The organism is Pseudomonas sp. Tn43 (assembly GCF_014192635.1).
In the GTDB taxonomy this organism is placed as follows: Bacteria; Pseudomonadota; Gammaproteobacteria; order Pseudomonadales; family Pseudomonadaceae; genus Aquipseudomonas.
Genome location: NZ_JACHYG010000003.1, coordinates 326,631 through 353,559 on the forward strand (window position 1 = coordinate 326,631; position 26,929 = coordinate 353,559).

Sequence of the window (26,929 nt, forward strand, 5' to 3'; positions counted from 1 at the left end):
AGGGCCGGTCTGCTGTGGCGCAGGGCTGCGTTGCTCGGAGCTCGTTTGGAATAACCAAACCACGCTCCTCGCGCCTTGCCTTGCGTCACAGCAGACCCGGCGCGGCCTAGTAAATAAGTGATGACAGGCCCTACACTCACGTCATAACCGTCATTAGTCTTTTACAAAGGTGAACCCATGAGTTCGTCCACCCCAACCAACACATCGAAGCTGGACCGCATCCTCGCCGACAACCAGCGCGACAAGGAAATGGGTTACCGCGACAAAGCCCTGAAGATGTACCCGCATGTGTGCGGTCGCTGCGCCCGGGAGTTCTCCGGCAAGCGTCTGAGCGAACTGACCGTGCACCATCGCGACCACAATCACGACAACAACCCTCAGGATGGTTCGAACTGGGAACTGTTGTGCCTGTATTGCCACGACAACGAACACTCGCGGTATACCGATCAGCAGTATTTCGACGAAGGCTCGCTGAGCACGCCGAAGATTGCCAAGGCGACGCACAACCCGTTTGCGGCGTTGGCGGGGTTGATGAAGAAAGAAGACTGAAATCTTCAGTGTCCTGACTGGCCTCATCGCGAGCAGGCTCGCTCCCACAGGGATCCTCTGTTGATCGTTCCCACGCTCTGCGTGGGAATGCATCCCGTGACGCTCTGCGTCACATTCGGAAGCGGAACGCGGAGCGTCCCTGGCGGCATGCCCACGCAGAGCGTGGGAACGATCACTGAACACCCCTCCCCCAATCCCCGTATAATCGCCGTTTTTTCCCCGAAGGCACCCCGCTCGTGGCAGACAAACGGTACAGCTGCATTGGTTTGTACAACCCCAAATCACCGGAGAACGTCGGTTCGGTCATGCGCGCCGCCGGTTGCTATGGCGTGGCGTCGGTGTTTTACACTGGCAAACGCTATGAACGCGCTGCCGATTTCGTCACCGACACCAAGAAAGTCCATTACGACATTCCGCTGATCGGCATCGACGACCTGAAGAAAATCCTCCCGCTTGGCTGTGTGCCGGTCGCGGTCGAACTGGTCGACGGTGCCCGCTCGCTGCCGGAATACACGCACCCGGATCGCGCCCTCTACATCTTCGGCCCCGAAGACGGCTCGCTGGACAAGGAAATCCGCGACTGGTGCGAAGACGTGGTCTACATCCCGACCACCGGTTGCATGAACCTGGCAGCCACCGTCAACGTTGTGCTGTACGACCGCATGGCCAAGGGCAACAACACCCGCTCAGGGCCAAAATTCCGCTGAATTGCCGCATATTCAATGGAACAAGCCGCTCGCCCAGGCAGTCAGCTAAATATCTGCAACCCTTCCCTGCCTGGAGACTGATCATGCGCGAGTTCAATCCTGTAGAACGTATCGAAACCACCCCCTTCCAGAGCCGTTCCGAACAAAACGTTCATGGTTGGGAACGTGCCGGCTCCCTGGCGGGTGGTGTGGTCATGCTAAGCAAAGGTCTGCGACGCGGCGGCGTGTTCGGATTGATTGAAATAGCCATTGGCGGCATGGCCCTCGCCCGGGGAATCACCGGGCATTGCTCGGCGAAAAGACTGTTGGAAAAAAACCGTCAGGACATGGAAAACGCCCGCACGCGAATCGAACGCGCCGGGGATGAGCTGAGCCGTATGAAAGCCAATGCCGAAGCGGCGACCAGCACCGTGACCGTGACAGGTAATGATTCGCTGAACTCGCCGAAGGCTGGAGTTTGATCCGGACGTTGCGATAGGCCTCAGGACCTCTTCGCGGGCAAGCCCGCTCCCACAGGGATTGGCGGTGAGCACACATGTTGTGTACACCGCAGTTCTCTGTGGGAGCGGGCTTGCCCGCGATGGCGGTATTACTGAAGCAACGCGTAGGTCAGGCTGGCCCAGGCTCCAGACACCACGGGCCTGCTTGGCGTTTAAACGACGACGCTTAACCCGCGCGAAAAATCAGATGGTCTTCCCAATCCTCTTCAGCCACGCTGCCCTCGGCGAGCATGCGCCCGGATTGGGAAATACGTTCTTTATGCACCACCTCGCGATCACCGCACACCAGGTGATGCCAGAGCGGCAAATCCTTGCCTTCGCTGACCAGTCGATAACCGCAGGTCGGCGGCAGCCATTTGAACTCATCGGCCTTGCCCGGCGTGAGCTGAATGCAATCGGGCACAAAGTCGCGGCGGTTGGGGTAATCGGTGCACTGACAGGTTTTGAGATCGAGTAATTTGCAGGCGATACGCGTGTAATAGACGGAGTTGTCGTCTTCGTCCTCGAGTTTTTGCAAGCAGCACAGGCCACAGCCATCGCACAGCGATTCCCATTCCTCTTGATCGAGTTGATCGAGGGTTTTGCGTATCCAGAACGGTTCGACTTTGGCGGCCATGGCTCAAGCATCAACATCAGGTAGTGAAAAGGCCGCCAGTCTAGTGCCAAGGCATCGGCGGGCCAAGCATTGGCGACTATCGGTACAACGGAACTTGTCAGTTACAGCGTCGCCAAGTAGCTTTGCCGTCGCAAGGAGCCATGCTCAAATGCCATTAACGCTCAATCGCGTTGCATTCAGGTGAACTACCCAGGCTCTCGAAAAACCGCATCGCTCAGTTCAACTGCGCCCGCAGGTCTCAGACGCCCCTCACTTTCAAACGTAAAGGAATCTCTTGATGAGTGCTAATCCACGCGTTGCCGACTACGCCATTCACCCTCAGTTCACCGATCGCTGGTCGCCCCGTGCCTTCACCGGCGAAACCATTCCCGTCGAGACCCTGCTGAGCTTTTTCGAAGCGGCTCGCTGGGCACCATCGGCATACAACTCGCAGCCTTGGCGGTTTCTCTATGCGCGCCGCGATACGCCGAATTGGGAGCGCTATCTGGGCCTGCTGAACGAGTTCAACCGCAGCTGGGCGCAGCACGCCTCGGCGCTGGTGATCGTGATCTCGAAAACCACTTTTGCGATACCTGGCGCCACCGAAGAAACACCGGCGCTATGGCACACCTTCGACACGGGCTCGGCCTGGGGCCACCTGGCGCTGCAAGCAAGCATCAGTGGCTGGCACACCCATGGCATGGCCGGTTTCGATCAGGAGCTGACCCGCAAGGAGCTGAATATTCCAGAAGGCTATGCGCTGCACGCGGCGGTGGCGATCGGCAAGCTGGGCGACAAGGCAACACTGGCCGAGTACCTGCAAGCACGCGAAGAACCGAGCCCGCGTCGCCCGTTGAGCGAGTTGGCGGCCGAGGGTGATTTCACCCTCTAAACGCGCCGGACTCGATCGTTCCCACGCGAAGCGTGGGAACGATCAGCTGGGTGAATTCAATACCCGCGATTGAAATCCACTTCCCCACGCAACGCTTCGCCCGCCTGATACGCCCGCAAGTTTTCGACGAACAGCTTCACCATCATGGGTGGCGAAGTCGGTGCCGAACTGTGGCCGGTCAGCAGCAGGCCCCACGCGGTCCAGAACGGATGGCGCTGTGGCAGTGGTTCCTGACGGCAGACGTCAATCACGGCCCCGGCCAGATGCCCTTCCTTCAAGGCTTGCACCAGATCCGCATCGACCACCGCCACGCCGCGCCCGACGTTGATGAACAACCCGGTCGGCTTGAACTGCTTGAACAGTGCGGCGTCGTACAGGTCATGAGTGCTCGGGGTGTTCGGCAGCAGATTGATCACGTAATCCACTTCGCCGACCAGTCGCGGCAAGTCGCTCAGCGCGCCGACTTCGACAAACGGCGCCTGCTCGCGGGCTTCGCTGGCGATGCCGTACAACTTGACGCCAAAGGGCACAAGGAACTGCGCCACGGTCTGGCCGATATCACCGGTGCCGACGATCAACACCTTGCGACCAGCCAGGCTTTGGCCCTGGCGACTGTCCCACTTTCGCTCGACCTGGCTGACCAGCCGCGGCAGTACTTCGCGCTCATGGCCGAGCATGTAAGTCAGTACGTATTCGGCCATGACCTGACCGAAAATCCCTACCGCGCGAGTCAAGCGATAGTGCCGTGGCAGGCCGTCGGCCAGCAACGGCGTGATGCCGGCCCAAGTCGACTGCAGCCATGCCGGCATGTGGCCCTGACGCAACAGCGTCGCCAGCAGGTCCGGCTGGCCGAGCCAGACCTGGCACTCGGCGGCCTGACGGGCCAGTTCGGCGGAATCGCCGCTGGTCAGTACTTCCAGATCAGGCGCTGCCTGACGCAACAGTTGGGCATACACAGGGTGGTCGTGTTCAGCAATCAGAACGCGCATGGTTCAAACCTTTCAAAAACAGTGCAGACGGCCGCCGACGGAGCATCACTCCATCGCCCTGGCCTTCGCCAAAATCATTCCAGTGTTTCATAAAGGCTCTGAACAGAGCCTGTCTGCCGATTACATCGGGTCGTTGCGTCGCAGCAATTCTTCCGGCAAATGCTCGATGTATTCGTCTTCGGCTGGCGGCATTTGCAGGTGATAGCCCTGCTTCTCGAGGTTTTCCAGCACTACGGTGATGTCTTCGCGCGACAGCTTGCGCTCAGGCGTCAGCACCAGATCGAAAGCGTGATGCGGTTTGCCGAAAGCCGCCATCAGACTTTCCGGAACGCGCTCCAGTGCATCGCTTTTAAGCACATAGAGGTACATCTCGTTTTTCTTCAGGCTTCGATAGATGGAACAAATACGTTTCAAGGCTGTTCTCCGGCGGTGGCCAGGCTGTCGAGCAGCGCCTGGCCCATCAATTCGCGGCGCCAGCCACGCAGCGAATCAGGCAATTGGTAAGGACCATTGGGGAAGCCGCTTTTGAGCAGCGCTTCCAGGGTTTTCTTGCGCAGCATCAGTTCAGGAGCGATGTTCAGTCGCTCGGCTTCGGCCTGGCCGATGGCGCGCAGCTGTTTGACCAGCGTAGCGGCATCTACCGGCAACGGCTCCGGCACTGCTGGCGGCCATTGATCAGGCGACACACTGCCAGAGCGCTTGATCAGATCAAGCAGAAATTCGCCGTCCTGACGCACGGTACGCGGGTGCATGTCTTCGATTTTCGCCAGCGCCCCGAGGTTGTCCGGTTGCGTGCGCGCCAACGGCCACAGGGAATGTTCACGGATGATGCGGTTGCGCGGCAGATCACGGGCGCGGGCTTCGCGCTCGCGCCAAGCACAGAGCTCACGCAATACGGCGAGTTGGGCGCGGGACAGCTTCCAGGCCAGTTTGGCGTCGCGATAGACCTCATACGGGTCGACCTCGCGACGCAGATTGGCCACCAGCTCGGCACCGTCTTCCAGGACCCAGGCGTATTTGTCCTCAGAAAGCTTCGGACGCAGTTGCACGAAAACTTCTGCCAGATGCAAGGCATCTTCGGCGGCGTAGCTGATCTGGGTGTCGGACAGTGGACGTTGCAGCCAGTCGGAACGGGTTTCGCCCTTGGGCAGATCGATGCCGAGCACTTCCTGCACCAGCCGCGAGTAACCCATGGAAAAACCCAGGTTCAAGTAAGCGGCGGCCAGTTGGGTGTCGAACAACGGCGTTGGCAGGCTACCGGTCAGACGCAGCAGCACTTCGAGATCTTCGCTGCACGCATGCAGGACTTTGACCACGGCCGGGTTTTCCAGCAACGCGGCCAGCGGCTGCCAGTTGTCGATGGTCAGCGGGTCAATCAGGTAAGCGCGTACGCCATCGCCAATCTGCAGCAAGCCTGCGATCGGGTAAAAGGTGTCGACCCGCATGAATTCGGTGTCGAGGGCAACGAATGGCAGCTGCTGCCACTCGGCGCAAAACTGACCGAGGCTATCGTTGTCGCGAATCCAGTGAATATCGATGGCCACACGGCTCTCCCTTGAAGAATGGCGCGCAGTATATATCGCCCCCGGGGATTTCCGCGCATCCACTGCACAAGAGCTTTAGCGAAAATACCTGCTGGATCGCAAGAATTGTCTGACAGAAGGAAACTAGCTGGTCTTACGCAGCACGTAGACCCGCATCCGCGCGCAACCCGGCAGGAAGTCCTGATGGCTGAGCAAGCGGAAACCCGCCTGCCTGAACTCGGCCTCGAGTTCGGCCTTGCTCGCCTGCGGCTGGACATAGGCACCTTGCGCAGTCGATCGGCGCAGCGTGAAATGCGCATCGACTCGCGCCGCCACAATTACTGTATCGCGACTGACCCGATGGAACTCACCCAGCATGGCTGACCGATGTTCAGGACTGGCGATATGTTGAAACAATTGCATGCAAAAAATGCAATCTACCGCGTTCGCCGACAAACCGATGGTGAAGGCTGAACTCTGAAAGGTCTTGACCCGTTCCAGCAGGTGCTGCGAATGGTGGGTACGGGCATGATCGAGCATGTCCTGCGACGGATCGGTTGCAAGAATCACCCGATTCGCATGCTCGGCCAGTATCGACCAGAAGCGCCCGACACCGCAGGCAACATCAAGAATCAATCCCGGTTCGCCAGCGACCTGAAGCGCATTACGCACCAGTTGCTCGTCGCGCCAGAACGACAGGCGCCCCGCCAGCCCACGCGGTCGCGACTGAAGGCAGACGCGGGCATGTTCCTGATCGTAGCGCCGGGCGAACTCCAGTTCGATGGCGGATGGGGGCTGCGCGGACATGTGCAAGGGCTCTGGTTGGAGTATCGACTGAGGGCAGGTTACTGACTGGCGCGTGAAAAAAAGGTCGACGGACTCATTTTTTGGCCAGCACTCCGTCAATGACTGCACCACGGCAGCCGACAAACAGGTCCAGCCCCGGGTCGTAAACCTTGCTGTTGACCTCCAGCAAGCCAAGCATCGAATGGAACAGGTTGTCCTGGCTCAAGGGCTTTTCGCGGCTCAACTGCAGGCAATGCGTGTCGACCGAGAACGATTTTTGATAACTGTCGGAGAACCACGCCAGCATCGCTACATGCTTCTGTTGCTCCGGCGCCAGCATGTAAGGCGTGCCATGAAGGAACAGATTGTATTCGCCCAGGGATTCGCCATGGTCCGACAGATAGAGCATGGCGGTATCGACTTTGTCCTGATTACTGCGCAATAGGTCGATCAAGGTCGACAGCACATGGTCGGTGTACACCAATGTGTTGTCGTAGCCATTGACGATACTTTCGCGGCTGCAATTGTTCAGCGCATTGCTTTCACACACCGGCGTAAAGTGCTCGTACTCTTTCGGGTAGCGCTTGAAATATTCCGGGCCATGACTGCCCATCTGGTGCAGTACCAGCACCGTGTCTTTATCCAGGGTGTCGATGAAGTGCTGCAAACCTTGCAGGAGAATTTCGTCGCGGCACTCGCTATAGGCGCACAGCACCGGGTCTTTCAGGTTACTCACGTCATCGACGGTAACCCGATCGCAAGTGCCTTTACAGCCTGACTGATTATCCCGCCAGATCACCTCCAGACCGGCGTGCTTGAGCACGTCCAGCAGCCCTTCCTCATTCTTTGCCTTGCTGGCGTTGTAATCCTTGCGGCCCATGTTGGAAAACATGCAGGGCACCGATACGGCGGTTTCCGTGCCGCAAGAATGCACATCGGTGAAGGCGATCAGGCCGGCTTCCTTATCCAGTTGGGGGGTGGTGTCGCGGTCGTAACCCAGGATGCCAAAGTTCTCGGCCCGGGCACTTTCGCCCACCACCAGGACCGTCAGGGATTTACGGCCGTGGGTCTGCCAGACCGGGTTTTTCCGGGCATCTTCACCGAGTTTGACAAAGGGTTGCCGGGCAGAAACGACTTGCTCGCGCAGATAACCGAGCGAGGCCCCGATGTAGTTGCTGGGTACCACCATCAGGCGCAATTCATGGTGATTGCGAAACAACGACGACAAGCCTTGATAGTTGACCAGGGCAACACCGCCGATCACTGCAACCGATGCGGTACTCACCAGCACTTTACTTAATAACTCGCGGTGCCAGCGACGATAGTTGACGGGGATTTTCCACAATAGCCAGGACGGTAATATTCCGAGCGCGACAATATAAACACACAACTTGACGGACACTAAGTCACGCACTTCTGTGGCATTGGTTTCTGCGAAGTTACGAAACATACCGGCGTCGATCAATACACCGTATTGGCTCATGAAATAGGCAACCCCGGCACTGACCAAAAAGATCAGGGTCAACACGGGTTTCATTACCAGTCGAAACGCCAGCCAGGTCAGCACTATGTTGAAGACCGCCAGGATCATTACCCCGAATGCAATACCCAAGGCGATGCCTTGACCCTTTGCCCCGGTGATAACGAACAGGTGACCCCAGAGTTCCGAATTGAACCCAGCCAATAAAAAGACACTGACAATCAACGTCACCCACTCGGGGCGTACGGCTTTTAACTTCAACATGATGGTCGGCTGTTCCTGAAAGAAGTGTCCGCGGCAAATGTGAAAAACTCATTGCCGCGACAACACAAATCTTAAGCAGCCCACTCTCAATTTTTCGTGAAAAAGAAGCCAACGATTAGTTGGCGCATGCCAGGAGACTCAAACGTTCAAAAGACTCACTTCACGCCTGATGCAGATACCAACGCCAGTCCTGCTCGCCGACTTCGCCCATGAACTGCCGGTACTCGGCACGTTTCACCGCCAGGTACACACCAAGAAACTCACTGCCGAATGCCTCCCGCGCCCAGTTCGATGCCTCCAGCGCGCGCAACGTGGTCAACCAGTCGGTGGGCAACAATGCCGTAGCCTGGGCGTACCCGTTGCCTTCCACGGGTGCTCCAGGATCAAGCTGCTCGCGGATGCCGCGATGAATCCCGGCCAGAATCGCCGCCGCCGCCAGGTACGGGTTGGCGTCGGCACCACAGAGGCGGTGCTCGATATGCCGGGAGAATGCCGGCCCGCCGGGCACTCGCAAACTCACGGTGCGATTGTCCACGCCCCAGGTGGCCGCCAGTGGTGCGTAGCTGTTGGTCTGGAAACGACGGTATGAGTTGGCGTTCGGACAGAACAGCAGCAATGAATCGAGCAATGTGCTGAGCATTCCGCCGACCGCTTGTTTGAGCAGTGGCGTGCCGTCCGGGGCTTCGCTGGCGAACAGGTTCTTGCCATCCTTGTCTGCCAGGCTGACATGCATGTGCATGCCGGTGCCGGCCAGATCATCGAAAGGCTTGGCCATGAAACAGGCGGTCATTCCATGCTTGTGGGCCACGCCCTTGACCAGTCGTTTGTAGCGCACCGCTTCGTCCATCGCCTGCAAAGCATCGGTGCGGTGTTCAAGGGTGATTTCCACCTGCCCCGGCGCGTATTCGGAAATCGCCGTGCGCGCCGCAATGCCCTGAAGCTTGCACGCGCTGTAGAGGTCGGCCAGAAATGGCTCGATCTGCTCAAGCTCACGCAAGCCATAAACCTGCGTGGAGCGTGGGCGCCCGCCATCAACATCCCGCGCCGGCTGCGGCCGACCGTTGCTGTCGCGCTGTTGATCCAGCAAATAGAACTCCAGCTCCGCCGCCATCACCGGGTAATAGCCGTCGGCCTGCAAGCCTTCGATGACCTTGGCCAGCAGGTGCCGTGGGTCGGCGATGGTCGCGGGCATGCCCTCTTTTGGATGCATGCTGACCTGCACCGCCGCCGTGGGAATCAATCGCCACGGCATGCGCTGTAGACTGCCGCTGATCGGGTAGGCGCGGCAATCGATATCACCGACGTCCCAGACCAGACCGGAGTTTTCCACGTCATCGCCATTGATGGTCAGGCCCAGAATGGTACTTGGCAGCGGCCGCCCGCTTTCGTACACCGCCAGCAGTTCATCGCGATGCAGCAACTTTCCCCGTGGCACACCGTTGTTGTCGAGGATGAACAGCTCGAACATCTCGATGTCCGGATTGTGTTCCAGGAAGGTCAGCGCTTCTTCTTTCGTGGCGAAGGATGTCGTGGCACAGCTCATGGGAATTCTCGTCTATCCGCGTCAGGCAAACGCACAGCGCGCCGCCAGTTTGATCCCGGCACACGGCGCGGGACCTGTCAGAACAATCAGCGAGACAGGCAGGAATCTGGCGGGCGCGCGTGGCGGCAGTGCCACAGTGCCCAAAAGGCCAGTTCGGAAGGGAGTGCGACCGGACAACCGTCCATAGAGAAGACCGCAGTAAACAGATGAGCAGCAGCGTCACACGGGCGGTTAACTCGTTAAATCGGGATTTGAAGAACCTTGGGTGTGGACAGACTAAACAATCAATTTCCCAAACGCCCTCTATCGCTATGGGAATGGGCTTGCCCGAGATGACGGATTTACATTCAGCCAAGTTGTTGACCGGTCTACCGCTATCAAGCCCGTTCCCACAGGAATTCTGGAGGTAGCGATACCGCTATTTAATTTTTAAATACCGCTCCAGACTTTCTGATTTGCGGCCTCCGGGGCTCGCGCGCCTAATCGGCTCCTGATTTTTGAAGGTCCGATTATGGAAAACGTTCGCACAACCTCCCGCCCTGCCTTCTGGCTGATGTTCAGTATCATGCTTGTCGCCCTGAACCTGCGTCCATCCATGGCCGCTGTCGGTCCTTTGCTATCAGCCATTCGCGGTGATATTGCGCTGAGTTTCAGCCTGGCCTCGCTCCTGACAATGCTGCCAGTCATGGCCATGGGGCTGGCGATGTTCTTCGGTATCGGTGTCAGTCAGCGCTTGGGCGAGCAACGCACCGTGGTACTGTCGCTGCTGATCATCGGCCTGGCCACGGTGTCGCGGCTGTTCCTCGATTCTGCGGCGCAATTGATCTTGAGCGCGGTGGTGGCCGGCATCGGCATTGCGTTGATTCAGGCGTTGATGCCCGCGCTGATCAAGTCCCGTTTCAGCGACAACGTTTCCGTGTGCATGGGCCTCTACGTCACCTCAATCATGGGTGGCGCGGCAATCGCGGCGTCGTTTGCGCCGCTGGTGATGACTCGCACTGCAAGTTGGCGAGTGGGTTTGGCGATCTGGGCGGCGCTGGCGCTGGTGGCGTTATCGTGCTGGTGTGTCCAACGCTCGAGAATGCCGACACTGGATACCAGATCATCAGGCAAGGAATCCTTTTTCACCCATTCTCGCGCCTGGTTACTCGCATTCTTCTTCGGCCTCGGCACCGCGTCCTACACCTGTGTGCTGGCGTGGCTGGCGCCGTATTACGTGGAAAAAGGCTGGAGCGAACAACAGGCCGGTTTGTTGCTGGGCTTTTTAACCGCCATGGAAGTGTTGTCAGGGCTACTGGTTCCCGCCATCGCCAATCGCAGCCGCGACCGCAGACTGGTGCTGGTGGTCTTGCTGATATTGATCATGGCCGGTTTTTGCGGGTTGATTCTAAGCCCGCAACACCTGAGTCTGCTTTGGCCTTGCCTGCTCGGACTGGGCATCGGCGGGCTGTTCCCGATGAGCCTGATTGTGTCATTGGATCATTTGGACAACCCCCAGCGCGCCGGCGGATTGACTGCCTTCGTACAAGGCATCGGTTACCTGATTGCTGGCCTCTCGCCGCTGATGGCCGGGATAATTCGCGATCAGTTGGGCAGTTTCGAATGGGCCTGGTGGTCACTGACCGGCGTCATGGCATTGATGATTTTGATGGCCCTGCGCTTCGATCCGCGGCATTACGCCAAGCACATTCACTGACCCGAGACCCTCATCATGAAACCCACAGGTTTTGCTGCGGCCCACGTCGGCATGCTGCTCTGGGCATTGTTGATTGCCGTCTCGTTTTCCGCCGCAGCCCAGGTCAGCCAAGCCATCGATCCGATTCTGCTGACCGGTTTGCGCTTGCTGTTTTGCGCCCTGGTATTTTTGCCCCTGCTGCTGGTAAAGGGTGATACCGCCATGAACATCCAGGGGCTGCTCAGCCATGCGCTGCTCGGCATGTTGCTGGCGCTGTATTTCGGTTCATTGTTCGAAGCATTGCGCTACACCTCGACGGTCACCACTGGGACGATGTTTGCTGTGGTGCCGTTATCGACGCTTCTGTTCGAAGCCTTCCTGATACCCGACAGCAACCTGAAACAACGCGTATTGCCCATGCTGACTGCCGCAGCCGGTGCCGTGCTGCTGGTGTTGAAAGGCGCCGGCCCCGACGAGTTGCCGTCGCTGTATGCGGTGTCGGTGTATGGGATCGGTTGTTTGGCAATGGCGCTCTACTCACCCCTGAGTCAACGGCTCAAGACCAATACCCTCAAGGGGCGCGGACCGGTGGGCATGACTTTCTGGAACATGCTGTTCGGCGCGCTGTTTCTATTGGCAATCTGTGGGCTCAGCGGCGGCTGGCGATCGGCGTCGTTGCTGACTGCGAGCGATCTTTGGTGGTTGTTGTACCTGGCACTGTTCGCCACGCTGGCGACCTTCTGGCTATTGCATCGAGCCATTGGCGTCATCGCCCCTTCCGCGGTCATTTCCTACATTTACCTGAGCACTCTATTCATCACGCTGTTCCACTGGTTCTGGCTACGTGAGTCGCCGCTCGCCCTGGAAATCATCGGCGCATTACTGGTGGGCATCGGCATGTTGGCGCTGCTAACATCCAGTCGCCAGGCGATTCCCGCGCAGCCATCAGCCTTATAAGCCTTATAAACCTCTGGCCAGCCATCAAGCGATTGAATTCAAAAGTCGTATTCGTACATTTTCTGTCCCACAACTCATGAAAAATCCTACAAGGCATTCTCTTGGCACCATCGTTCCGCTAGGATCATTCGCACACCTTTGCGCACAGTCAGCGCAAGGAGCACAGTGAGACAGAACGGATGCTGAACAGTAACTTGCTTAGAAAACTCGACATGCAGGACCTCATGGTGTTTGTCGCCGTGTATGAGCAAAGCAGCGTCACCGGCGTGTCGGAAGCGCTCTGCGTCAGCCAGTCCACCGTGAGTTATTGCCTGAAAAAACTGCGCATCAGTTTCGAAGACGAGTTGTTCATCAATACCCGCACGGGGATGCGACCCACCTACAAAGCCAGCACCATGTATACCTACGTGCTGAAAATTCTTGAAAACATCAACCTGTGTCATGCCGGAGCACCGACCTTCGACCCGACCTTGCAAGCGGTCACTTTCAATATCTGCGCGCCGGAATACTTCGAGCAGTTAATCCTGCCGCGTCTGTTGAAGAGCTTCGATTTCGCCAACCTGCCAGTGATGGTCAACATGCACAAGTTCGAAACAGACATTCCGGCCGACGAACTGCGTGACGGTAGCCTCGACCTGGTGGTCTGTTTCGGCCCGAATTTTCATCGCAGCCATACCGATTTCAACTGCAAGAGGCTGCTGGAGGATGACCTGGTCTGCGTCTTCGACAAACGGGCCACGCCACTGGAGCCGCGCTTGAGCCTGCAAGCGTTCACTCAACGCCGGCACGTGTTCCCGACGCCATGGACATCTACTACGAATATGGTCGACGGTTGGCTTGCTCAACAGGCCCACAAACGACAAATAGTCGCGCGCTCCAACAGCTACAGCGCGGCGCTGAAGATGATCACCGGCACCGATTTCATCCTGACCCTGCCCCGACGCATTCAGCAATTGCTGGCCAACGAAGCGATCTTCAATCACTGCGAAGCACCGAACGGCTTGCCGGGCTTCACCCTGGACATGCAGTGGAGTCAAAGCGTCGATCAGGACAGCGCCAACACCTGGCTACGCGAGCAAGTGATCAAAGCCTGCGCCGAGCAGGAAATGGCCTGAAGCTCAGCGGCTGATGGCGGTCTTGGTGTAAGACTCTCGATCGATGTCGAGGATTTCAACACACAGTTGGACCTCAACTTCTGCCGGCCACTCACACACATCCTGCACCACGGCCAGCAGGCTTGCAGATAACTGCTTTTTGGTCTCCGGCGAACGACCGCTCAACAGCGCCAGTTTCACATGCACGAAACCCCGCTCGCCCAGTGCAGTGCCCACCCTGAAAGTCTCGACCTTCACGGCACGCGCCTTGATATCGAACTCAGCGCCAAACAGGCCGGAAGCGACCAACGCGTTGTTGAGTCGCATCAACGCCACATCGGCATTCAATTCGGGCAAGTTGGCGGTGTATTCCATGTGCAAGTGAGGCATAACGGGGCTCCTGAAGATTGATAGGAAAAATGATCCTATCCTGAAAACCCGAAACACTTATACGAGCGTTCAAAAAAAAGAAGCTGCTCTGAGTGAGCAGCTTCACCGCCCGAAACCTATATTTCCCTGACCGGTGTCTGATCATGAGTCCCTTTGATCAAACTGATGGCATGCACGCAATCAGACTTGTTGACGTAAGCCTCTCCACTGGCAATCGTTTCATGATTCCCCGCCCGTAAACGCCAGCGCCATTGCCCCTTGCCGGTTTGTGCGGTGCCACGGGTTTGCCTGTAAATCTCAAAATACATTGATCGCTCCTTGCGACTGCTGATTACGACAGGTCAGTGACCTGCAAAACCAGAGTAGATGAGGAATTTTTGCGGCAGTGTCTTTCAATGTGAGGGGATATTTCGAAGATAACCTCTTGATTCACGAGACAATCAACAAATACAGGAGGTGGTAATTAAAGAGACCCAGTGGAGGTACTTTTCTCGGGAACAGTCATATTTTTCTTACGCAGTTGAGCTGATTTACTGACGCTGAAAACCTGAGGCACATGCAGTGAAAGTGGCCGGCCGAAAAATCCACACAAACGAAAAAGCCCCGTAGCTTATTCAGCTACGGGGCTTTTCTATGTAATGGCGGAGAGATAGGGATTCGAACCCTAGGTACCGGTGAAGGTACAACGGATTTCGAATCCGTCCCATTCGGCCACTCTGGCATCTCTCCAACGGCGCGCATCATAACAACACTTTTGCCGGAAGCGAACCCCCTAAGCGAAATTTTTCCGTGCTATCAGATGCTTGCGTCGATTAAAGCGGTACGCCCAGACGATTGGCGACTTCTTCGTAGGCTTCGATGACGTCACCGAGGCCCTGACGGAAGCGGTCCTTGTCCATTTTCTTGCCAGTGGCCTTGTCCCACAGGCGGCAGCCGTCCGGGCTGAACTCGTCGCCCAGAACGATGGTGCCGTCGGAGAAAACACCGAATTCGAGTTTGAAGTCGACCAGCAGCAGGCCGGCGTCGTCGAACAGTTTGCTCAGCACTTCGTTGACCTTGAGCGACAGTTCTTTCATGCGAACCAGTTGCTCGGCTGTGCCCCAACCGAATGCCACGACATGGGATTCGTTGATGAACGGGTCGCCCTTGGCGTCGTCCTTCAGGAACAGTTCGAAAGTATAAGGGTTGAGCTTCATGCCTTCTTCGACGCCCAGACGCTTGACCAGGCTGCCGGCGGCGTAGTTACGCACGACGCACTCGACCGGGATCATGTCGAGTTTTTTCACCAGGCATTCGTTGTCGCCCAGCAGTTTGTCGAATTGAGTCGGTACGCCGGCTGCTTCGAGTTTCTGCATGATGAAGGCGTTGAACTTGTTGTTCACCATGCCTTTGCGGTCGAGCTGCTCGATGCGCTTGCCGTCGAACGCCGAAGTGTCGTTGCGAAACAGCAGGATCAAGCGGTCAGCGTCATCGGTCTTGTAAACCGATTTGGCTTTGCCGCGGTAGAGTTCTTCACGTTTTTCCATGATGGGCTCCGCTTGCTAAGTAGGTGGGCTAGGCGATATGTCGCCAGTCGAGCCCTGAATCTTGATCGGCCAGTTGCAGCCAGTCCGGGTCGCACCCGAGGGTGTCGACAAAACATTGCCGGGCCAGCTGCGGCAGGTTGTTCTTGCTGCTCAGATGGGCCAGGACCAGGTGTTGCAGGCCTTGCCAGCCCAACTCGGCCACCAGGAATGCCGCCTGATGGTTGTTCAAATGTCCCAATTCACCGCCCACCCGCTGCTTGAGAAAGTACGGATAGTGACCGCGAGCCAGCATGTCACGGCAATGATTGGACTCGATCATCAATGCATCGAGGTCCCGGTAGCCGTCCAGCACTGTATTGCAATACGAACCCAGGTCGGTCAACAGGCCGAAACGCCGCTGACCATCACTGAAGACATACTGCGTCGGTTCCTGTGCATCATGGGCCACGGCAATGACGCCGATGCTCAGGTTACCGATCTGCAATTGCTCGCCGCCAGCCAGAAAGCCTGCGGGTTCAATCGGTTTGCGCATCCCGCGCAGGGTCCCGCGACTGAGGTAGACAGGCAGATTGTAACGCCGAGACAGCAAACCCACGCCATGCACGTGATCGGCATGTTCGTGGGTCACGAGTATCGCGCTCAACTGCGACGGGTTCACCCCCAGTCGCAGCAGGCGTTTTTCGGTTTCCCGCAGGGAGAAACCACAATCCACCAGTACATACGTGTCGTCGCTGGCTATCAGCGTGCCGTTCCCTTGGCTACCGCTGCCGAGAACGGCAAAACGCATGTGATCAGCCCAGGTTGTCCTGAATCACGCTCAACACTTTGCGCGCCACGTCTGCTGGCGCCACGGTGTTGATGTTTTTCTCGACAGTGACCTGGACGTTCTCGCCAACCTTGCTCAGTCGAACCTGATAACGCTCGGCGCGGGCTTCAACTTCTTCCTTGTCCGGCTTGCTGCCGAACAGACCGCTGAAGAACCCTGGCTTCTCGTCCTTTTTCTCGGCTTTTTCGGCGAGGTTGATGTAGTACAGGCCCAGGCTGCGGTTGATGTCTTCAACGCGCCATTCGCCCTGTTCCAGCGCACGACCGACACTCGACCAGGCACGATCCAGATCGGAACCGACGTTGAGCACCGGGTTGCCGCTGCCGTCCTCGGTCAGGCTGACACGGCTTGGCGTATCGAAATCACGGGAAGCCAGCATGGAGACCGAACCGCCCTTCTCCGAGGTGCGGCTCATGCTCGCGAGCATGTCATCGACCAATGCGGCGTCCAGGCCGGTATTGACCGAACGATTGGTGAAATCCACGTTGGCAGTGCTGCCGGCAGGACGCTCGGCGCTGACCACGTAGACTTCACTGGTGTTGCGTTGCACGCCCGGCTCGATACGCACCCGTACGCGGGTTTCGCTGTCGGTGTCGACACCGGCCGCGCTCAGGCGCTTGGCCATGGCTGCGGACAGTTCGTCGGAACGTTGCCAGGTAGTGGTGAACTCGCCGGTTTGCGGGCGTTGCTCGTCCAGACGGAAACCGTTGTCCTGGAAGAACTGCACGGCCACGGGCCAGACTTCAGCCGGTGGATGCTGGGCCATGACCCAGCGCGAATCGCCGCTCTTCTGCAGGGTGTAGTCGCTGGCATCAGCCGCTGCCGACAGCGGCTGTGGGCGAGGCACGATGTATTCGCCCTTGGCGGTGTCATCCGGCACATTGCGCGGGATCGGCAACAGCGGATCCAGACGCTTGGCGGTGCTGACGTCCGGAGGCAGTTGCATCGGTGCAGTCTGTTGCGCTTCCAGGTAGTCGCTACCACGGTCACGGAAATAACCTTCCGGGCCCCAGATCCATCCGCAGCCACTGGTGCTGGAGATAATCAAGGCAAGTGCGGAAAGTCCGGCCAATCGCTTCATGCGTAGTACTTCCTCAATTAAACCAGGACGCCGGACTGGCGCATGGCCTGTCGCAGCGGTTCGTGACAGGCAGCGCTGAGCCAGGTGAGCGGCAGACGGATACCGTCCGGCATCAAGCCCATTTCATGCAGCGCCCATTTCACCGGAATAGGGTTGGATTCGATAAACAGGGTTTTATTGAGTGGCATCAGTTTTTCGTGGATCGCCCGGGCCTTGACGGCATCACCGGCCATGGCTGCGGCGCACAACTCACTCATGGCGCGCGGCGCGACGTTGGCGGTCACCGAAATATTGCCCTTGCCGCCGAGCAGCATCAGCTCGACTGCGGTCGCGTCGTCACCGGAATACACCAGGAAGTCGCTGCTCACGCCGGCCAGGATGTCCTTGGCACGCTGCAAATCGCCTGTGGCTTCCTTGATGCCGATGATGTTCTTCACGGTCGACAGGCGGATCACCGTCTCGGCCAGCATGTCGCAAGCGGTACGGCCCGGCACGTTGTAGAGAATCTGCGGGATGTCGACGGCTTCGGCGATTGCCTTGAAGTGCTGGTACAGGCCTTCTTGCGTCGGCTTGTTGTAATAAGGGGTTACCAGCAGGCACGCGTCGGCGCCGGCGTTCTTCGCGTTGGTGGTCAATTCGATCGCTTCGCGCGTCGAATTGGCGCCCGTACCGGCGATCACCGGAATACGCCCTGCAACCTGGGCAACCACGCGACGAATCACTTCGATGTGCTCGTTCACGTCAAGCGTGGCCGACTCACCTGTAGTGCCGACGGCCACGATGGCGTTGGTGCCCTCTTGCAGGTGGAAGTCTACCAGTTTGCTCAGGCTGTCCCAGTCAAGACGACCTTGTGCATCCATGGGTGTGACCAGTGCCACCATACTGCCCGCAATCATGCAACCGCTCCTGCCGGAAAAAGAGAGCGGTAATGGTACTGGCGCCAAGATGCTTGTACAAGCGAAGTACTGCGCTGCTGCCATTCCCCTTGGCGCTGCTTTTCGCTACCCTTCAGACTTTGATCGGTACTGATAAGCTCGTACGCCGCGTTCCAGCCTCCATTTTCGGCCTCACAAGCCCCGATCCAGCGTTGCCACCCCTCGCTCTCGCCACTCTGGAGCACGTCGCAACCTTCGGCCGGGGTTTCTGAATTCGCATCCGCAGGCTGGTCCCGGTAAAAAAAGCCCATAAAAGTATCGACCGCTCATCGCTTTAGGAATGCTGCATGTCCACCCCCACAGTTCGCGAACAATTCCTTGTCATCAGTGCCCTCGGCGCCAACCCCATGGAGCTGACTAACGTCCTGTGCCGTGCCAGCCATGAAAACCGCTGCGCCGTGGTCACCTCTCGCCTGACCCGCCACGGCGAATGCAGCGCGCTGATCCTCGAGATCTCCGGCAGCTGGGACGCCCTGGCGCGCCTCGAGGGCAGCCTGCCCGTGCTGGCCAAACGGCACGCCTTCACCGTTAACGTGGTCCGCAGCGCTGCCCTGGAGAACCGTCCCCAGGCCCTGCCATACGTTGCCTACGTCAGCTCGGCCTACCGTCCGGACATCATCAACGAGCTGTGCCAGTTCTTCATGGATCACAACGTCGAACTGGAGAACCTGACCTGCGACACCTATCAGGCCCCGCAGACCGGCGGCACCATGCTCAACGCCACGTTCACCGTCACCTTGCCGGCCGGCACCCAGATCAGCTGGTTGCGTGACCAGTTCCTGGATTTCGCCGACGCCATGAACCTGGACGCACTGATCGAGCCGTGGCGCCCACAAAACCCAATGTAAGGAAGCTTTCATGGCCGTAGCCATCGACCAACCGGTTGCCGACTTCGAAGCACTCGCCACCAACGGGCAATCCGTCAGCCTCGCGGGCCTCAAAGGCAAGCAAGTGGTGATTTACTTCTATCCCAAAGACAGCACGCCGGGCTGCACCACCCAGGGTCAGGGTTTCCGTGATCAGCTTGACGCCTTTAAAGCCGCCAATACCGAAGTTTTCGGCGTGTCTCGCGACAGCCTCAAATCCCACGAAAACTTCAAGGCCAAACAGGCGTTCACTTTCGAGCTGATCAGTGACAAGGAAGAAGCGCTGTGCCAGCAGTTCGACGTGATCAAACTGAAAAAGCTCTACGGCAAGGAATACATGGGCGTTGATCGCAGCACATTCCTGATCGACAAGAATGGCGTGCTGCGTCAGGAATGGCGCGGCGTGAAGGTGCCAGGGCATGTGGATGCGGTTCTGGCTGCTGCTCAGGCGCTGAACAAGGCTTGATTCGGCTAGTGCCCGTTCTGACGCCATCGCGAGCAGGCTCGTTCCCACAGGATTTGCGCAAACCTTGGGGGACCGAGCCTGCTCGGGATGAGGCCTTCTGCCCCAACCACATAACCCGCACCGACGATTAAAGCAGCGGCGCCACCACAGGTTCTTTGCGCGGCCAGGCATCCAGCACGGCTTTGAACAGCGTCGCCAGGGGAATCGCAAAGAACACTCCCCAAAAACCCCACAATCCACCGAACAGCAGCACCGCGCAAATGATAGCTACCGGGTGCAGATTGACCGCCTCCGAGAACAGCAGCGGCACCAGCACGTTGCCGTCCAGCGTCTGGATGATCCCGTAGACTGCCATCAAATAGATGAACTGGTCGCTCCAGCCCCACTGAAACAGTGCAATCAGCAGCACTGGCACGGTCACCACCACTGCCCCGACGTAAGGCACCACGACCGAGACACCCACCAGCAATGCCAGCAACGCCGAGTAGTTGAGCCCCAACGCCACGAACGCGATATAGGTCACACCACCGCAAATGAAGATTTCGATGACCTTGCCGCGAATGTAATTGGCGATCTGCCGATTCATTTCCTGGGCAACCCGGGTGATCAGCGCCCGCTCGCGCGGCAGATAACCGCGGACCCACTGGCCGATCATCTCCCGGTCCTTGAGAAAGAAGAACACCAGAATTGGCACCAGCACCAGGTAAATCATGATGTTCACCAACAGTGGCAGGCTCGACAGCGAAAACGTCAATGCCCATTGGCCGAACTTGCCGATCTCGCCCCGCGCCACTTCGATCGCCTGCAACACCTGTTCATCCGACACCAGATGCGGATAGCGCTCGGGCAGCAGCAACAGCAGCGACTGCCACTTGACGAGCATGCCAGGCAATTCGTTGAACAGCGTGATCAATTGGTGCCAGAGCAGTGGCACCACGACGATGATAAAAACCAGCAACAACCCCATGAATAACGCGAATACCAGCCCCACCGCCGCGCCACCCGGCATGCGCAGGCGTTCGAGCGTCACCACCAGCCCCTGCATCAGATACGCCAGCACCATACCGGCCAGTACGGGCGCGAGCATTCCACCCAGGGTGAGCACCGCGGTAAATGCCAGAAACAGCAGCACCGCCAGCACCACGGCTTCTTCATCCGAGAAGTAGCGCTGAATCCAGTCGCGTAACACCTTGAACATCAATAATCCTTAGAAACGAACGCAACAGGTTTCAGGCTTTTTTTAACCAATAGCGGTAAACGCCCGCCTCATCTTCTTCACGAAGCAGCGTATGACCGGCCAATCGGGCAAAGGTGCGAAAGTCGCGCTGGGAACCTGCATCGGTAGCGATCACCTTGAGTACCGCACCGCTGGCCAATCGGTTGAGCTCCAGTTTGGCCTTGAGCAACGGCAACGGGCAATTCAGACCGCTGGCGTCCAGTTCGACATCGTGGGTTACTGCGTCAGTCATCAAATCACTCCGGGGCGGGGGTTAAGCCGCTTAGAATATCTGGTCCCAAGCGTAGTGTCCGGCTACAGTAAGGTCTTTGTCGACTAAGGCTTTGTGCATGACTTTTTTGCGCCCTACCCTGCTGACGCTCGCTTGCCTGCTCGCCTCACCGGGCTTCGCTGACGACTTGCCGTCACTTGGTGATGCCAGCTCTGCCATCGTCTCGCCGCAACAGGAACACCAATTGGGCCGTGCCTGGCTGGCGCTGTTGCGCAGCCAGGTGTCACAGCTCAACGATCCGCAGCTCAAGGATTATGTCGAATCCAGCGTCTACCGTTTGGTGGAAACCAGCCAGGTCAATGACCGGCGTCTGGAGTTCATCCTGATCAACAGCCCGCAGCTCAACGCTTTCGCCGCCCCGGGCGGAATCGTCGGCGTCAACGGTGGCTTGTTCCTCAATGCCCAGACCGAGGGTGAATATGCTTCGGTCATGGCCCACGAACTGGCTCACTTGTCGCAGCGTCACTTCGCCCGCGGTGTCGAAGCGTCGCAACGCATGCAAGTGCCCATGATGGCTGCGTTGCTGGCTGGCATTGTGATTGCCGCGGCCGGTGCAGGCGATGCAGGGATCGCAGCCATTGCCGGTACCCAGGCAGCGGCGATTCAGGAACAACGACGCTTCTCGCGCCAGAACGAACAGGAGGCCGACCGTATTGGCATCATGAACCTGGAAAGGGCCGGTTACGACCCGCGCTCGATGCCGACCATGTTCGAACGGCTGATGCGCCAGTACCGTTTCGACGCCAAGCCACCAGAATTCCTGCTGACTCACCCGGTCACCGAATCGCGGATCGCCGACACCCGCAACCGCGCCGAACAGGCCAAACCGGGCGGCATCGAAGACAGCATGCGTTACCAACTGATTCGCGCCCGCGTGCAATTGATCTATGAAGAAACTCCAGGCTTGGGTGCCAAGCGCTTTCGGGCCCAACTCGATGAAAATCCGAAAAACGACGTCGCACGCTATGGCTTGGCGATCGCCCAGATCAAGGGCGGTCAACTGAATGAAGCTCGGGAAAACCTCAAGCTGCTGCTGGCCAAATCGCCGAACGAGATCATCTACAACCTGGCGCAGGTCGATCTGGACATCACCAATAATCGCCTGCCCGATGCTCAATCCCGGGTCGACCGGATGCTCACTCAATACCCCGGCAACTACCCGCTGAATCAGGTGCGTGTCGATTTGCTGCTCAAGCAGAATCGAGCGGCCGAAGCGGAGAAAGCACTGGAGATCCTGCTCAAGAGCCGACCCTATGATCCGGACGTCTGGTACATGGTGGCCGAAACTCGAGGCCTGTCAGGCAACATCATCGGTCTGCATCAGGCTCGCGCAGAATACTTTGCACTGGTCGGCGACTATCGCCAGGCGATCCAGCAACTGGACTTCGCCAAGCGCAAGGCTGGCAGCAACTTCCCGCTGTCATCGCGCATCGACGCACGCCAACGCGAGTTGATGGAACAGGAACGCATGGTCAAGGACATGATGGGTTGACCTCTTCGGGAACAAAAATCCAGGCATAAAAAAACCGCCTCTTTCGAGGCGGTTTGTTATTCAGCCGACAACCGGTTTATTCAGCCAGTTTGAAGGTGATGAAGCTGGCACGACCTTGACGCAGAACTCGCATCGACACCGAGCGATTCTTCGGCAGCGCCTTGGCAATTTCCGTGAACTCCTTGGAGGAACCGATCGCCTGATTGTTCAGGTGAGTGATCACATCACCCGGTTGCAAGCCGATCAGGGCAGCAGGACCGTCCAGAACTTCCTTGATAACCACGCCACCCTTAAGGTCGAGGGTTTTCTTCTGCTCCTCAGTCAGCTCGGCCACGGAAACACCCAGGCGATTGCTGCTGCGCTCGATGCTGGATTGAGGAAGGGCTTCCAACTCCTTGCCTTCTTCGGGAATAGCGCCGACGGTCAGCTCGACGTTCTTGCGCTTGCCTTCGCGAATGACTTCAAGATTGGCTTTCGAGCCAGCCTTCAGCGCACCCACCAAATGCGGAAGATCGGCGGACATGACGATCGGTTGACCGTTCATGCTGAGGATCACATCGCCCACTTGCAGGCCACCCTTGGCAGCCGGACCGTCATCCTGGATCTGAGCCACCAGCGCACCGGCCGGCTTCTCGAGGCCGAACGATTCGGCCAGATCCTTGTTCACTTCCTGGATCACTACACCCAACCAGCCACGACTGACTTTACCGCCACTTTTAAGCTGATTGGAAACGTCCATCGCCACATCGATAGGGATCGCGAACGACACGCCCATGAAGCCGCCGGAACGGGTATAGATCTGCGAGTTGATGCCGACCACTTCACCGGCCAGGTTGAACAGCGGACCACCGGAGTTGCCCGGGTTGATCGCCACGTCGGTCTGGATGAACGGTACATAGTTTTCGTTTGGCAAGGTACGACCGATGGCGCTGACAATACCTTGGGTGACTGTGTGATCAAAGCCGAATGGCGAACCGATGGCCACGACCCACTGACCGGCTTTCAAGTCTTGCGACTTGCCAAGCTTCAGAACCGGCAGGTCCTTGCCTTCGATTTTCAGCAAAGCGACATCGGAGCGCGGATCGGTACCGATCAGCTTGGCCTTCAACTCACTGCGATCGGCCAGACGCACGAGAATCTCGTCGGCATCGGCAATCACATGGTTGTTGGTCAAAATGTAGCCATCGGGCGAAATGATAAAGCCTGAGCCCAGCGACTGCGCTTCACGCTGACGGTCACCGCGCGGGGACCGTGGCTGTTGCGGCATGCCCCGCTCGAAGAACTCTCGCAGCATCGGCGGCAAGCCTTCAAGGTCGGGCATTTGCTCGCTGGAGATCCGGCGATCGGGCAGCTTCTGGGTGGTACTGATATTCACCACCGCGGGCGAGGCCTGCTCGACCAGCTGCGTGAAATCGGGCAACTCGACCGCTGCTTGTGCGGCGACCGCCTGACCGAGTACTAGCACGGTGGCAACGATGGAAAGATAAGACTTCAAGCGTGGTATCGACATACGGCTCCCGTTACGACGAGCATGGTTAAGCGATATGGAGCAAGGAACACCGGAAACGATACGCCGGTATTTTTGTTCCGGGAACAACAAACAAGGCCAGAGCCGAGGGGTTCTGACCTATAAAAAATTTTCGGAATATTTGCAAATGAAAATGCTCGGCAAAACATTTCGAGACATTAATGGCGCAGTAGCCATTACCGATTCCCGCTCCAAACCAGCCCAGATAGGCGAGCACGGCTGACTCAGCTTACTGCTTGCTGGTAGCCGCGGCATCGTTGCGCATGGACAGCGCAATCCGTTCGGCGGTGCCAATCGGTATTTCACCGACAACGGTCACCATCATCTCACCTTGCGGTGTAGTCAATCGCCGGGAGACAGCAACGGTTGGCCCCAGCTGGGTGCGCGTATCTGTGACTGTTGCGCCATTCAATGGCTCAAGGAATACCGAGAAACGGGCCAGACCGTCGTCGAACATCAGGCTGTTGACCTGGGCTTTGGTCGCCGGGTCCTTGTGCGAGGTACTGCTGACCAGCTCGAAACCTGGTGGCAACCAGTCCGAATGCCAGACCTGTGCAGTTTTGACGGCGGAAGCCTTGTCACTATCGAAAGTAACAGGTTTGCAATCAGCACCTGCCTGCATATCGCTGTCGGCAGGCATCTGCGTAGTGTCCAGCCGGGTGAACTGGAACCGCTCAAGCAGTTGCCCTTTGTCATTGAGCAGCAATGACTTCAATGGCAAACCGGTTTCCTTGTCCAGATGCAGCTCAAAACCGTAACGATGCTGATCGCGAGGCTTTAACGACACGATCACCGCCGCACGCCCGGCCACACGCGACTTGCCAATAACGGCAAGGTCATACCAATTCTTTAGCTTTTGTGGATCGAGTGCCCGAGCGGTGGAGTTGGGTGTGTCCCCCAGCCCTGCTATCAGGGTGCCGCTCACGCATTGAGTATGCCCATCAATGCGCACGACTTCCTGTGCGGAGCCGTCGAGCTGGAGTAAACGCTCGCGGACCTTGCCATCCTGGACACGATGCCAGATGTTATGGGTAGAAAAACTACCGTTACGCTCGTAGACGAAAGTACCTTGGAAGCTCTGCGTTTGCTCCGCCTGTCCCAGACGCTTCAGCCAGTCCTGGGCTTCATCGGCGTGGGCTGGAACAACAAACCAGCCACTGAGCAGAAGCGTAAGTAGAGGTATGGGGCGCATGATCCTCCTTAACGGTTTTCCAGGCTTGCTGCACGAGCGTAAGGCAGAGCGCTCTCGGTACCTTTCAATGCTGCTTGTTGAGCATGTTGGCGCAAATAACCTGGCAGACGCTGATCCTGCCAGCCTGGCTGACCTTGCAATACGCCGTTGGCCATAGGGCCAGTGGCTTGCGAACTCTCATTGTAGCCTGCCAATACAGCGGGACCCTTGACCTGTGGAGCGGTCAGAGCCGGTTGACTGGATTGCTGGGCCAATTCGACACCGGCGATCTCATCCTGGTTATACAGACGAACACCTGCCAGCACGGCAACAGTCACAGAAGCAGCGACTGCCAGACGACCCAGACTGCGCCATGGACCGCGAGAGGCTTTTGCCGGTACGGCTTCGTCAGCCAGTGCAGCAGAGACTGCCGCAGCGATGTCCAGACGAGGAAGCAACAAATCCTTGTGCATAACTGCCCGAGCGATCTGGTAACGAGCCCAGGTATCGCGGGTTTCAACATCGTCGAAGGCGTTCAACACCCGACGCAATTCCAATTCGTCCGCTTCGTTATCCATCACTGCGGACAGCGATTCCTGCAGGGCTTCACGACTCATGGCGTTCCTCTCTTGGCTGTCGCCGCTGTCTCAGTTTTCCTGCAACAACGGCTGCAGGGCTTTATCGATGGCCTCCCGGGCGCGGAAAATCCGGGAGCGCACGGTACCCACCGGACACTGCATGACGCTGGCAATGTCCTCGTAACTCAGACCATCGAATTCACGTAAAGTTAACGCCGTACGCAAATCTTCTGGCAGTTGCTGAATGGTTCGATGGACGGTGCCTTCGATCTCATCCCGCAGCAATGCACGTTCTGGCGACTCGAGATCCTTGAGGCCATGATCGCCGTCGTAGAACTCTGCATCCTCGGAACTGACATCGCTATCCGGCGGCCGGCGGCCGCGTGAAACCAGATAGTTTTTCGCCGTGTTGATGGCGATGCGGTAAAGCCACGTATAAAACGCGCTGTCTCCGCGAAAATTGCCAAGTGCACGGTATGCCTTGATAAAGGCTTCTTGTGCGACATCCTGGGCTTCATGGGTGTCGTGCACGAAACGCACGATCAACCCGAGAATTTTGTGCTGGTATTTCAGCACTAGCAGATCGAAAGCTCGCTTGTCGCCGCGTTGAACGCGCTCGACCAGCTGCTGATCCTCTTCCTGGGTTAGCATGAACACTCCTCGATAAGCTCGAAGGAGGCTTGCATTACTGAACAACCAGACTTGCAAACATAGACTCGGGCTTTTCGCAAAAGTTCTCCCCCCTCCAAGCAAGTTTCCTGCGGGCTCTGATTTGGCACGCACGAAAAGCGCAGCGCGGGATAGCCCGGCTGCGCGAATAATCTTGTCATCGGATTCATGAGCAAGGACCCAATCGCAAGTCCTGCACCGAAGCCGACGCTGTCCCTTGTTTCAGGCAACCGTCTATTGATCTTGGGCCTTTGGCAAAAGTTCCATATTTATAGCTGCCCGAAACCGACATTGTGCAACCCTGAAGAGAAAAAGACTGTTAAATCCGCGATACAGTCG

At 57.9% G+C, this 26,929-nt stretch carries 30 protein-coding genes and 1 tRNA gene; 11 read left to right on the plus strand and 20 right to left on the minus strand.

All coding sequences use genetic code 11. The features are described from left to right. The first annotated feature begins 177 nt into the window (after positions 1–177). From FHW68_RS10005 to FHW68_RS10015, 3 genes are all read left to right on the plus strand, one after another. A complete protein-coding gene (locus FHW68_RS10005; RefSeq protein WP_007898702.1) occupies positions 178–549 on the plus strand; it encodes a YajD family HNH nuclease in 372 nt (123 codons plus the stop codon). A 236-nt stretch (positions 550–785) separates the two neighbouring features. Then, positions 786–1,256 carry an RNA methyltransferase gene (locus FHW68_RS10010; RefSeq protein WP_007942196.1) on the plus strand — a complete coding sequence of 157 codons (471 nt, stop codon included), beginning with the start codon at positions 786–788 and terminating at the stop codon, positions 1,254–1,256. An 83-nt stretch (positions 1,257–1,339) separates the two neighbouring features. After that, complete coding sequence (locus FHW68_RS10015) at positions 1,340–1,717, plus strand: DUF2892 domain-containing protein (RefSeq protein WP_183680226.1); 378 nt, start codon at positions 1,340–1,342, stop codon at positions 1,715–1,717. A gap of 205 nt (positions 1,718–1,922) precedes the next feature. Here the strand turns inward: FHW68_RS10015 and FHW68_RS10020 are convergent, their stop codons facing one another. Next, positions 1,923–2,372, minus strand: a complete 450-nt coding sequence (locus FHW68_RS10020) for a YcgN family cysteine cluster protein (RefSeq protein WP_095630947.1) — start codon at positions 2,370–2,372, stop codon at positions 1,923–1,925. A 277-nt stretch (positions 2,373–2,649) separates the two neighbouring features. Between FHW68_RS10020 and FHW68_RS10025 the strand changes: the two genes are divergently transcribed. Then, positions 2,650–3,243 carry a nitroreductase family protein gene (locus FHW68_RS10025; RefSeq protein ID WP_095630948.1) on the plus strand — a complete coding sequence of 198 codons (594 nt, stop codon included), beginning with the start codon at positions 2,650–2,652 and terminating at the stop codon, positions 3,241–3,243. A 56-nt stretch (positions 3,244–3,299) separates the two neighbouring features. Here the strand turns inward: FHW68_RS10025 and FHW68_RS10030 are convergent, their stop codons facing one another. From FHW68_RS10030 to FHW68_RS10055, 6 genes are all read right to left on the minus strand, one after another. Further along, positions 3,300–4,232 carry a D-2-hydroxyacid dehydrogenase gene (locus FHW68_RS10030; protein WP_183680228.1) on the minus strand — a complete coding sequence of 311 codons (933 nt, stop codon included), beginning with the start codon at positions 4,230–4,232 and terminating at the stop codon, positions 3,300–3,302. Between the two features lie 120 nt (positions 4,233–4,352). Further along, entirely contained in the window at positions 4,353–4,646 is a 294-nt protein-coding gene (locus tag FHW68_RS10035) for a YcgL domain-containing protein (RefSeq protein ID WP_007898694.1), read from the minus strand. Next, positions 4,643–5,776, minus strand: coding sequence for a ribonuclease D (rnd, locus tag FHW68_RS10040; protein ID WP_095630950.1), 1,134 nt, complete (start codon positions 5,774–5,776; stop codon positions 4,643–4,645). Before rnd ends, FHW68_RS10035 begins: the two co-directional genes overlap by 4 nt. A 123-nt stretch (positions 5,777–5,899) precedes the next feature. Next, the gene (locus tag FHW68_RS10045; RefSeq protein ID WP_183680230.1) at positions 5,900–6,562 is read right to left on the minus strand and encodes a class I SAM-dependent methyltransferase; all 663 of its coding nucleotides are present in this window, start codon (positions 6,560–6,562) and stop codon (positions 5,900–5,902) included. A 73-nt stretch (positions 6,563–6,635) separates the two neighbouring features. Then, positions 6,636–8,285: a phosphoethanolamine transferase gene (locus FHW68_RS10050; RefSeq protein ID WP_183680232.1), complete on the minus strand. Its 1,650-nt coding sequence runs from the start codon at positions 8,283–8,285 to the stop codon at positions 6,636–6,638. Between the two features lie 160 nt (positions 8,286–8,445). Further along, positions 8,446–9,828, minus strand: coding sequence for a glutamine synthetase family protein (locus FHW68_RS10055; protein ID WP_095630953.1), 1,383 nt, complete (start codon positions 9,826–9,828; stop codon positions 8,446–8,448). A gap of 511 nt (positions 9,829–10,339) precedes the next feature. Here FHW68_RS10055 and FHW68_RS10060 point away from each other — a divergent pair. From FHW68_RS10060 to FHW68_RS10070, 3 genes are all read left to right on the plus strand, one after another. Beyond that, the gene (locus FHW68_RS10060; protein ID WP_183680234.1) at positions 10,340–11,524 is read left to right on the plus strand and encodes a cyanate transporter; all 1,185 of its coding nucleotides are present in this window, start codon (positions 10,340–10,342) and stop codon (positions 11,522–11,524) included. 15 nt (positions 11,525–11,539) lie between these two features. Further along, positions 11,540–12,460, plus strand: a complete 921-nt coding sequence (locus FHW68_RS10065) for a DMT family transporter (RefSeq protein ID WP_095630955.1) — start codon at positions 11,540–11,542, stop codon at positions 12,458–12,460. Positions 12,461–12,639: 179 nt separating this feature from the next. Further along, entirely contained in the window at positions 12,640–13,575 is a 936-nt protein-coding gene (locus tag FHW68_RS10070) for a LysR family transcriptional regulator (RefSeq protein ID WP_095630956.1), read from the plus strand. Between the two features lie 3 nt (positions 13,576–13,578). Here the strand turns inward: FHW68_RS10070 and FHW68_RS10075 are convergent, their stop codons facing one another. The 7 genes from FHW68_RS10075 to dapA form a co-directional block, all read right to left on the minus strand. Further along, complete coding sequence (locus FHW68_RS10075) at positions 13,579–13,944, minus strand: 5-carboxymethyl-2-hydroxymuconate Delta-isomerase (RefSeq protein WP_095630957.1); 366 nt, start codon at positions 13,942–13,944, stop codon at positions 13,579–13,581. A gap of 116 nt (positions 13,945–14,060) precedes the next feature. Further along, positions 14,061–14,252: a DUF1508 domain-containing protein gene (locus FHW68_RS10080; protein WP_095630958.1), complete on the minus strand. Its 192-nt coding sequence runs from the start codon at positions 14,250–14,252 to the stop codon at positions 14,061–14,063. A gap of 331 nt (positions 14,253–14,583) precedes the next feature. After that, positions 14,584–14,673 (minus strand) — tRNA-Ser (locus FHW68_RS10085). Between the two features lie 83 nt (positions 14,674–14,756). After that, complete coding sequence (purC, locus tag FHW68_RS10090) at positions 14,757–15,470, minus strand: phosphoribosylaminoimidazolesuccinocarboxamide synthase (protein WP_095630959.1); 714 nt, start codon at positions 15,468–15,470, stop codon at positions 14,757–14,759. A 28-nt stretch (positions 15,471–15,498) separates the two neighbouring features. After that, positions 15,499–16,257: an MBL fold metallo-hydrolase gene (locus FHW68_RS10095; protein ID WP_038979338.1), complete on the minus strand. Its 759-nt coding sequence runs from the start codon at positions 16,255–16,257 to the stop codon at positions 15,499–15,501. 4 nt (positions 16,258–16,261) lie between these two features. After that, positions 16,262–17,377, minus strand: coding sequence for an outer membrane protein assembly factor BamC (gene bamC, locus FHW68_RS10100; RefSeq protein ID WP_183680237.1), 1,116 nt, complete (start codon positions 17,375–17,377; stop codon positions 16,262–16,264). A 17-nt stretch (positions 17,378–17,394) separates the two neighbouring features. After that, complete coding sequence (gene dapA, locus FHW68_RS10105; protein WP_048394063.1) at positions 17,395–18,273, minus strand: 4-hydroxy-tetrahydrodipicolinate synthase; 879 nt, start codon at positions 18,271–18,273, stop codon at positions 17,395–17,397. A 326-nt stretch (positions 18,274–18,599) separates the two neighbouring features. Between dapA and FHW68_RS10110 the strand changes: the two genes are divergently transcribed. Beyond that, positions 18,600–19,160: a glycine cleavage system protein R gene (locus FHW68_RS10110; RefSeq protein ID WP_007898662.1), complete on the plus strand. Its 561-nt coding sequence runs from the start codon at positions 18,600–18,602 to the stop codon at positions 19,158–19,160. 10 nt (positions 19,161–19,170) lie between these two features. Then, complete coding sequence (locus FHW68_RS10115; RefSeq protein WP_183680239.1) at positions 19,171–19,644, plus strand: peroxiredoxin; 474 nt, start codon at positions 19,171–19,173, stop codon at positions 19,642–19,644. Positions 19,645–19,771: 127 nt separating this feature from the next. Here FHW68_RS10115 and FHW68_RS10120 read toward each other — a convergent pair whose 3' ends face one another. Then, positions 19,772–20,842, minus strand: a complete 1,071-nt coding sequence (locus FHW68_RS10120; protein WP_183680241.1) for an AI-2E family transporter — start codon at positions 20,840–20,842, stop codon at positions 19,772–19,774. A gap of 31 nt (positions 20,843–20,873) precedes the next feature. Beyond that, the gene (locus FHW68_RS10125; protein ID WP_095630963.1) at positions 20,874–21,113 is read right to left on the minus strand and encodes a sulfurtransferase TusA family protein; all 240 of its coding nucleotides are present in this window, start codon (positions 21,111–21,113) and stop codon (positions 20,874–20,876) included. A 97-nt stretch (positions 21,114–21,210) separates the two neighbouring features. On the opposite strand from FHW68_RS10125, the gene FHW68_RS10130 reads away from it, so the two are divergent. Further along, positions 21,211–22,644 carry a M48 family metalloprotease gene (locus FHW68_RS10130; RefSeq protein WP_183680243.1) on the plus strand — a complete coding sequence of 478 codons (1,434 nt, stop codon included), beginning with the start codon at positions 21,211–21,213 and terminating at the stop codon, positions 22,642–22,644. Between the two features lie 76 nt (positions 22,645–22,720). On the opposite strand, the gene FHW68_RS10135 is transcribed toward FHW68_RS10130, so the two are convergent. Then, on the minus strand, positions 22,721–24,154 hold the full coding sequence (locus tag FHW68_RS10135; protein WP_095630965.1) for a DegQ family serine endoprotease: 1,434 nt from the start codon (positions 24,152–24,154) through the stop codon (positions 22,721–22,723). Positions 24,155–24,188: 34 nt separating this feature from the next. Here FHW68_RS10135 and FHW68_RS10140 point away from each other — a divergent pair, with 34 nt between their 5' ends. Then, positions 24,189–24,395: a hypothetical protein gene (locus tag FHW68_RS10140; RefSeq protein ID WP_095630966.1), complete on the plus strand. Its 207-nt coding sequence runs from the start codon at positions 24,189–24,191 to the stop codon at positions 24,393–24,395. Between the two features lie 6 nt (positions 24,396–24,401). Here the strand turns inward: FHW68_RS10140 and FHW68_RS10145 are convergent, their stop codons facing one another. From FHW68_RS10145 to rpoE, 3 genes are read right to left on the minus strand one after another with little or no spacing between them, the layout of a single operon-like run. Beyond that, positions 24,402–25,364, minus strand: a complete 963-nt coding sequence (locus FHW68_RS10145) for a MucB/RseB C-terminal domain-containing protein (RefSeq protein ID WP_095630967.1) — start codon at positions 25,362–25,364, stop codon at positions 24,402–24,404. Between the two features lie 8 nt (positions 25,365–25,372). After that, the gene (locus tag FHW68_RS10150; RefSeq protein WP_095630968.1) at positions 25,373–25,960 is read right to left on the minus strand and encodes a sigma-E factor negative regulatory protein; all 588 of its coding nucleotides are present in this window, start codon (positions 25,958–25,960) and stop codon (positions 25,373–25,375) included. 30 nt (positions 25,961–25,990) lie between these two features. Next, positions 25,991–26,572, minus strand: coding sequence for an RNA polymerase sigma factor RpoE (rpoE, locus tag FHW68_RS10155; protein ID WP_003172477.1), 582 nt, complete (start codon positions 26,570–26,572; stop codon positions 25,991–25,993). Positions 26,573–26,929 lie beyond the last annotated feature (357 nt).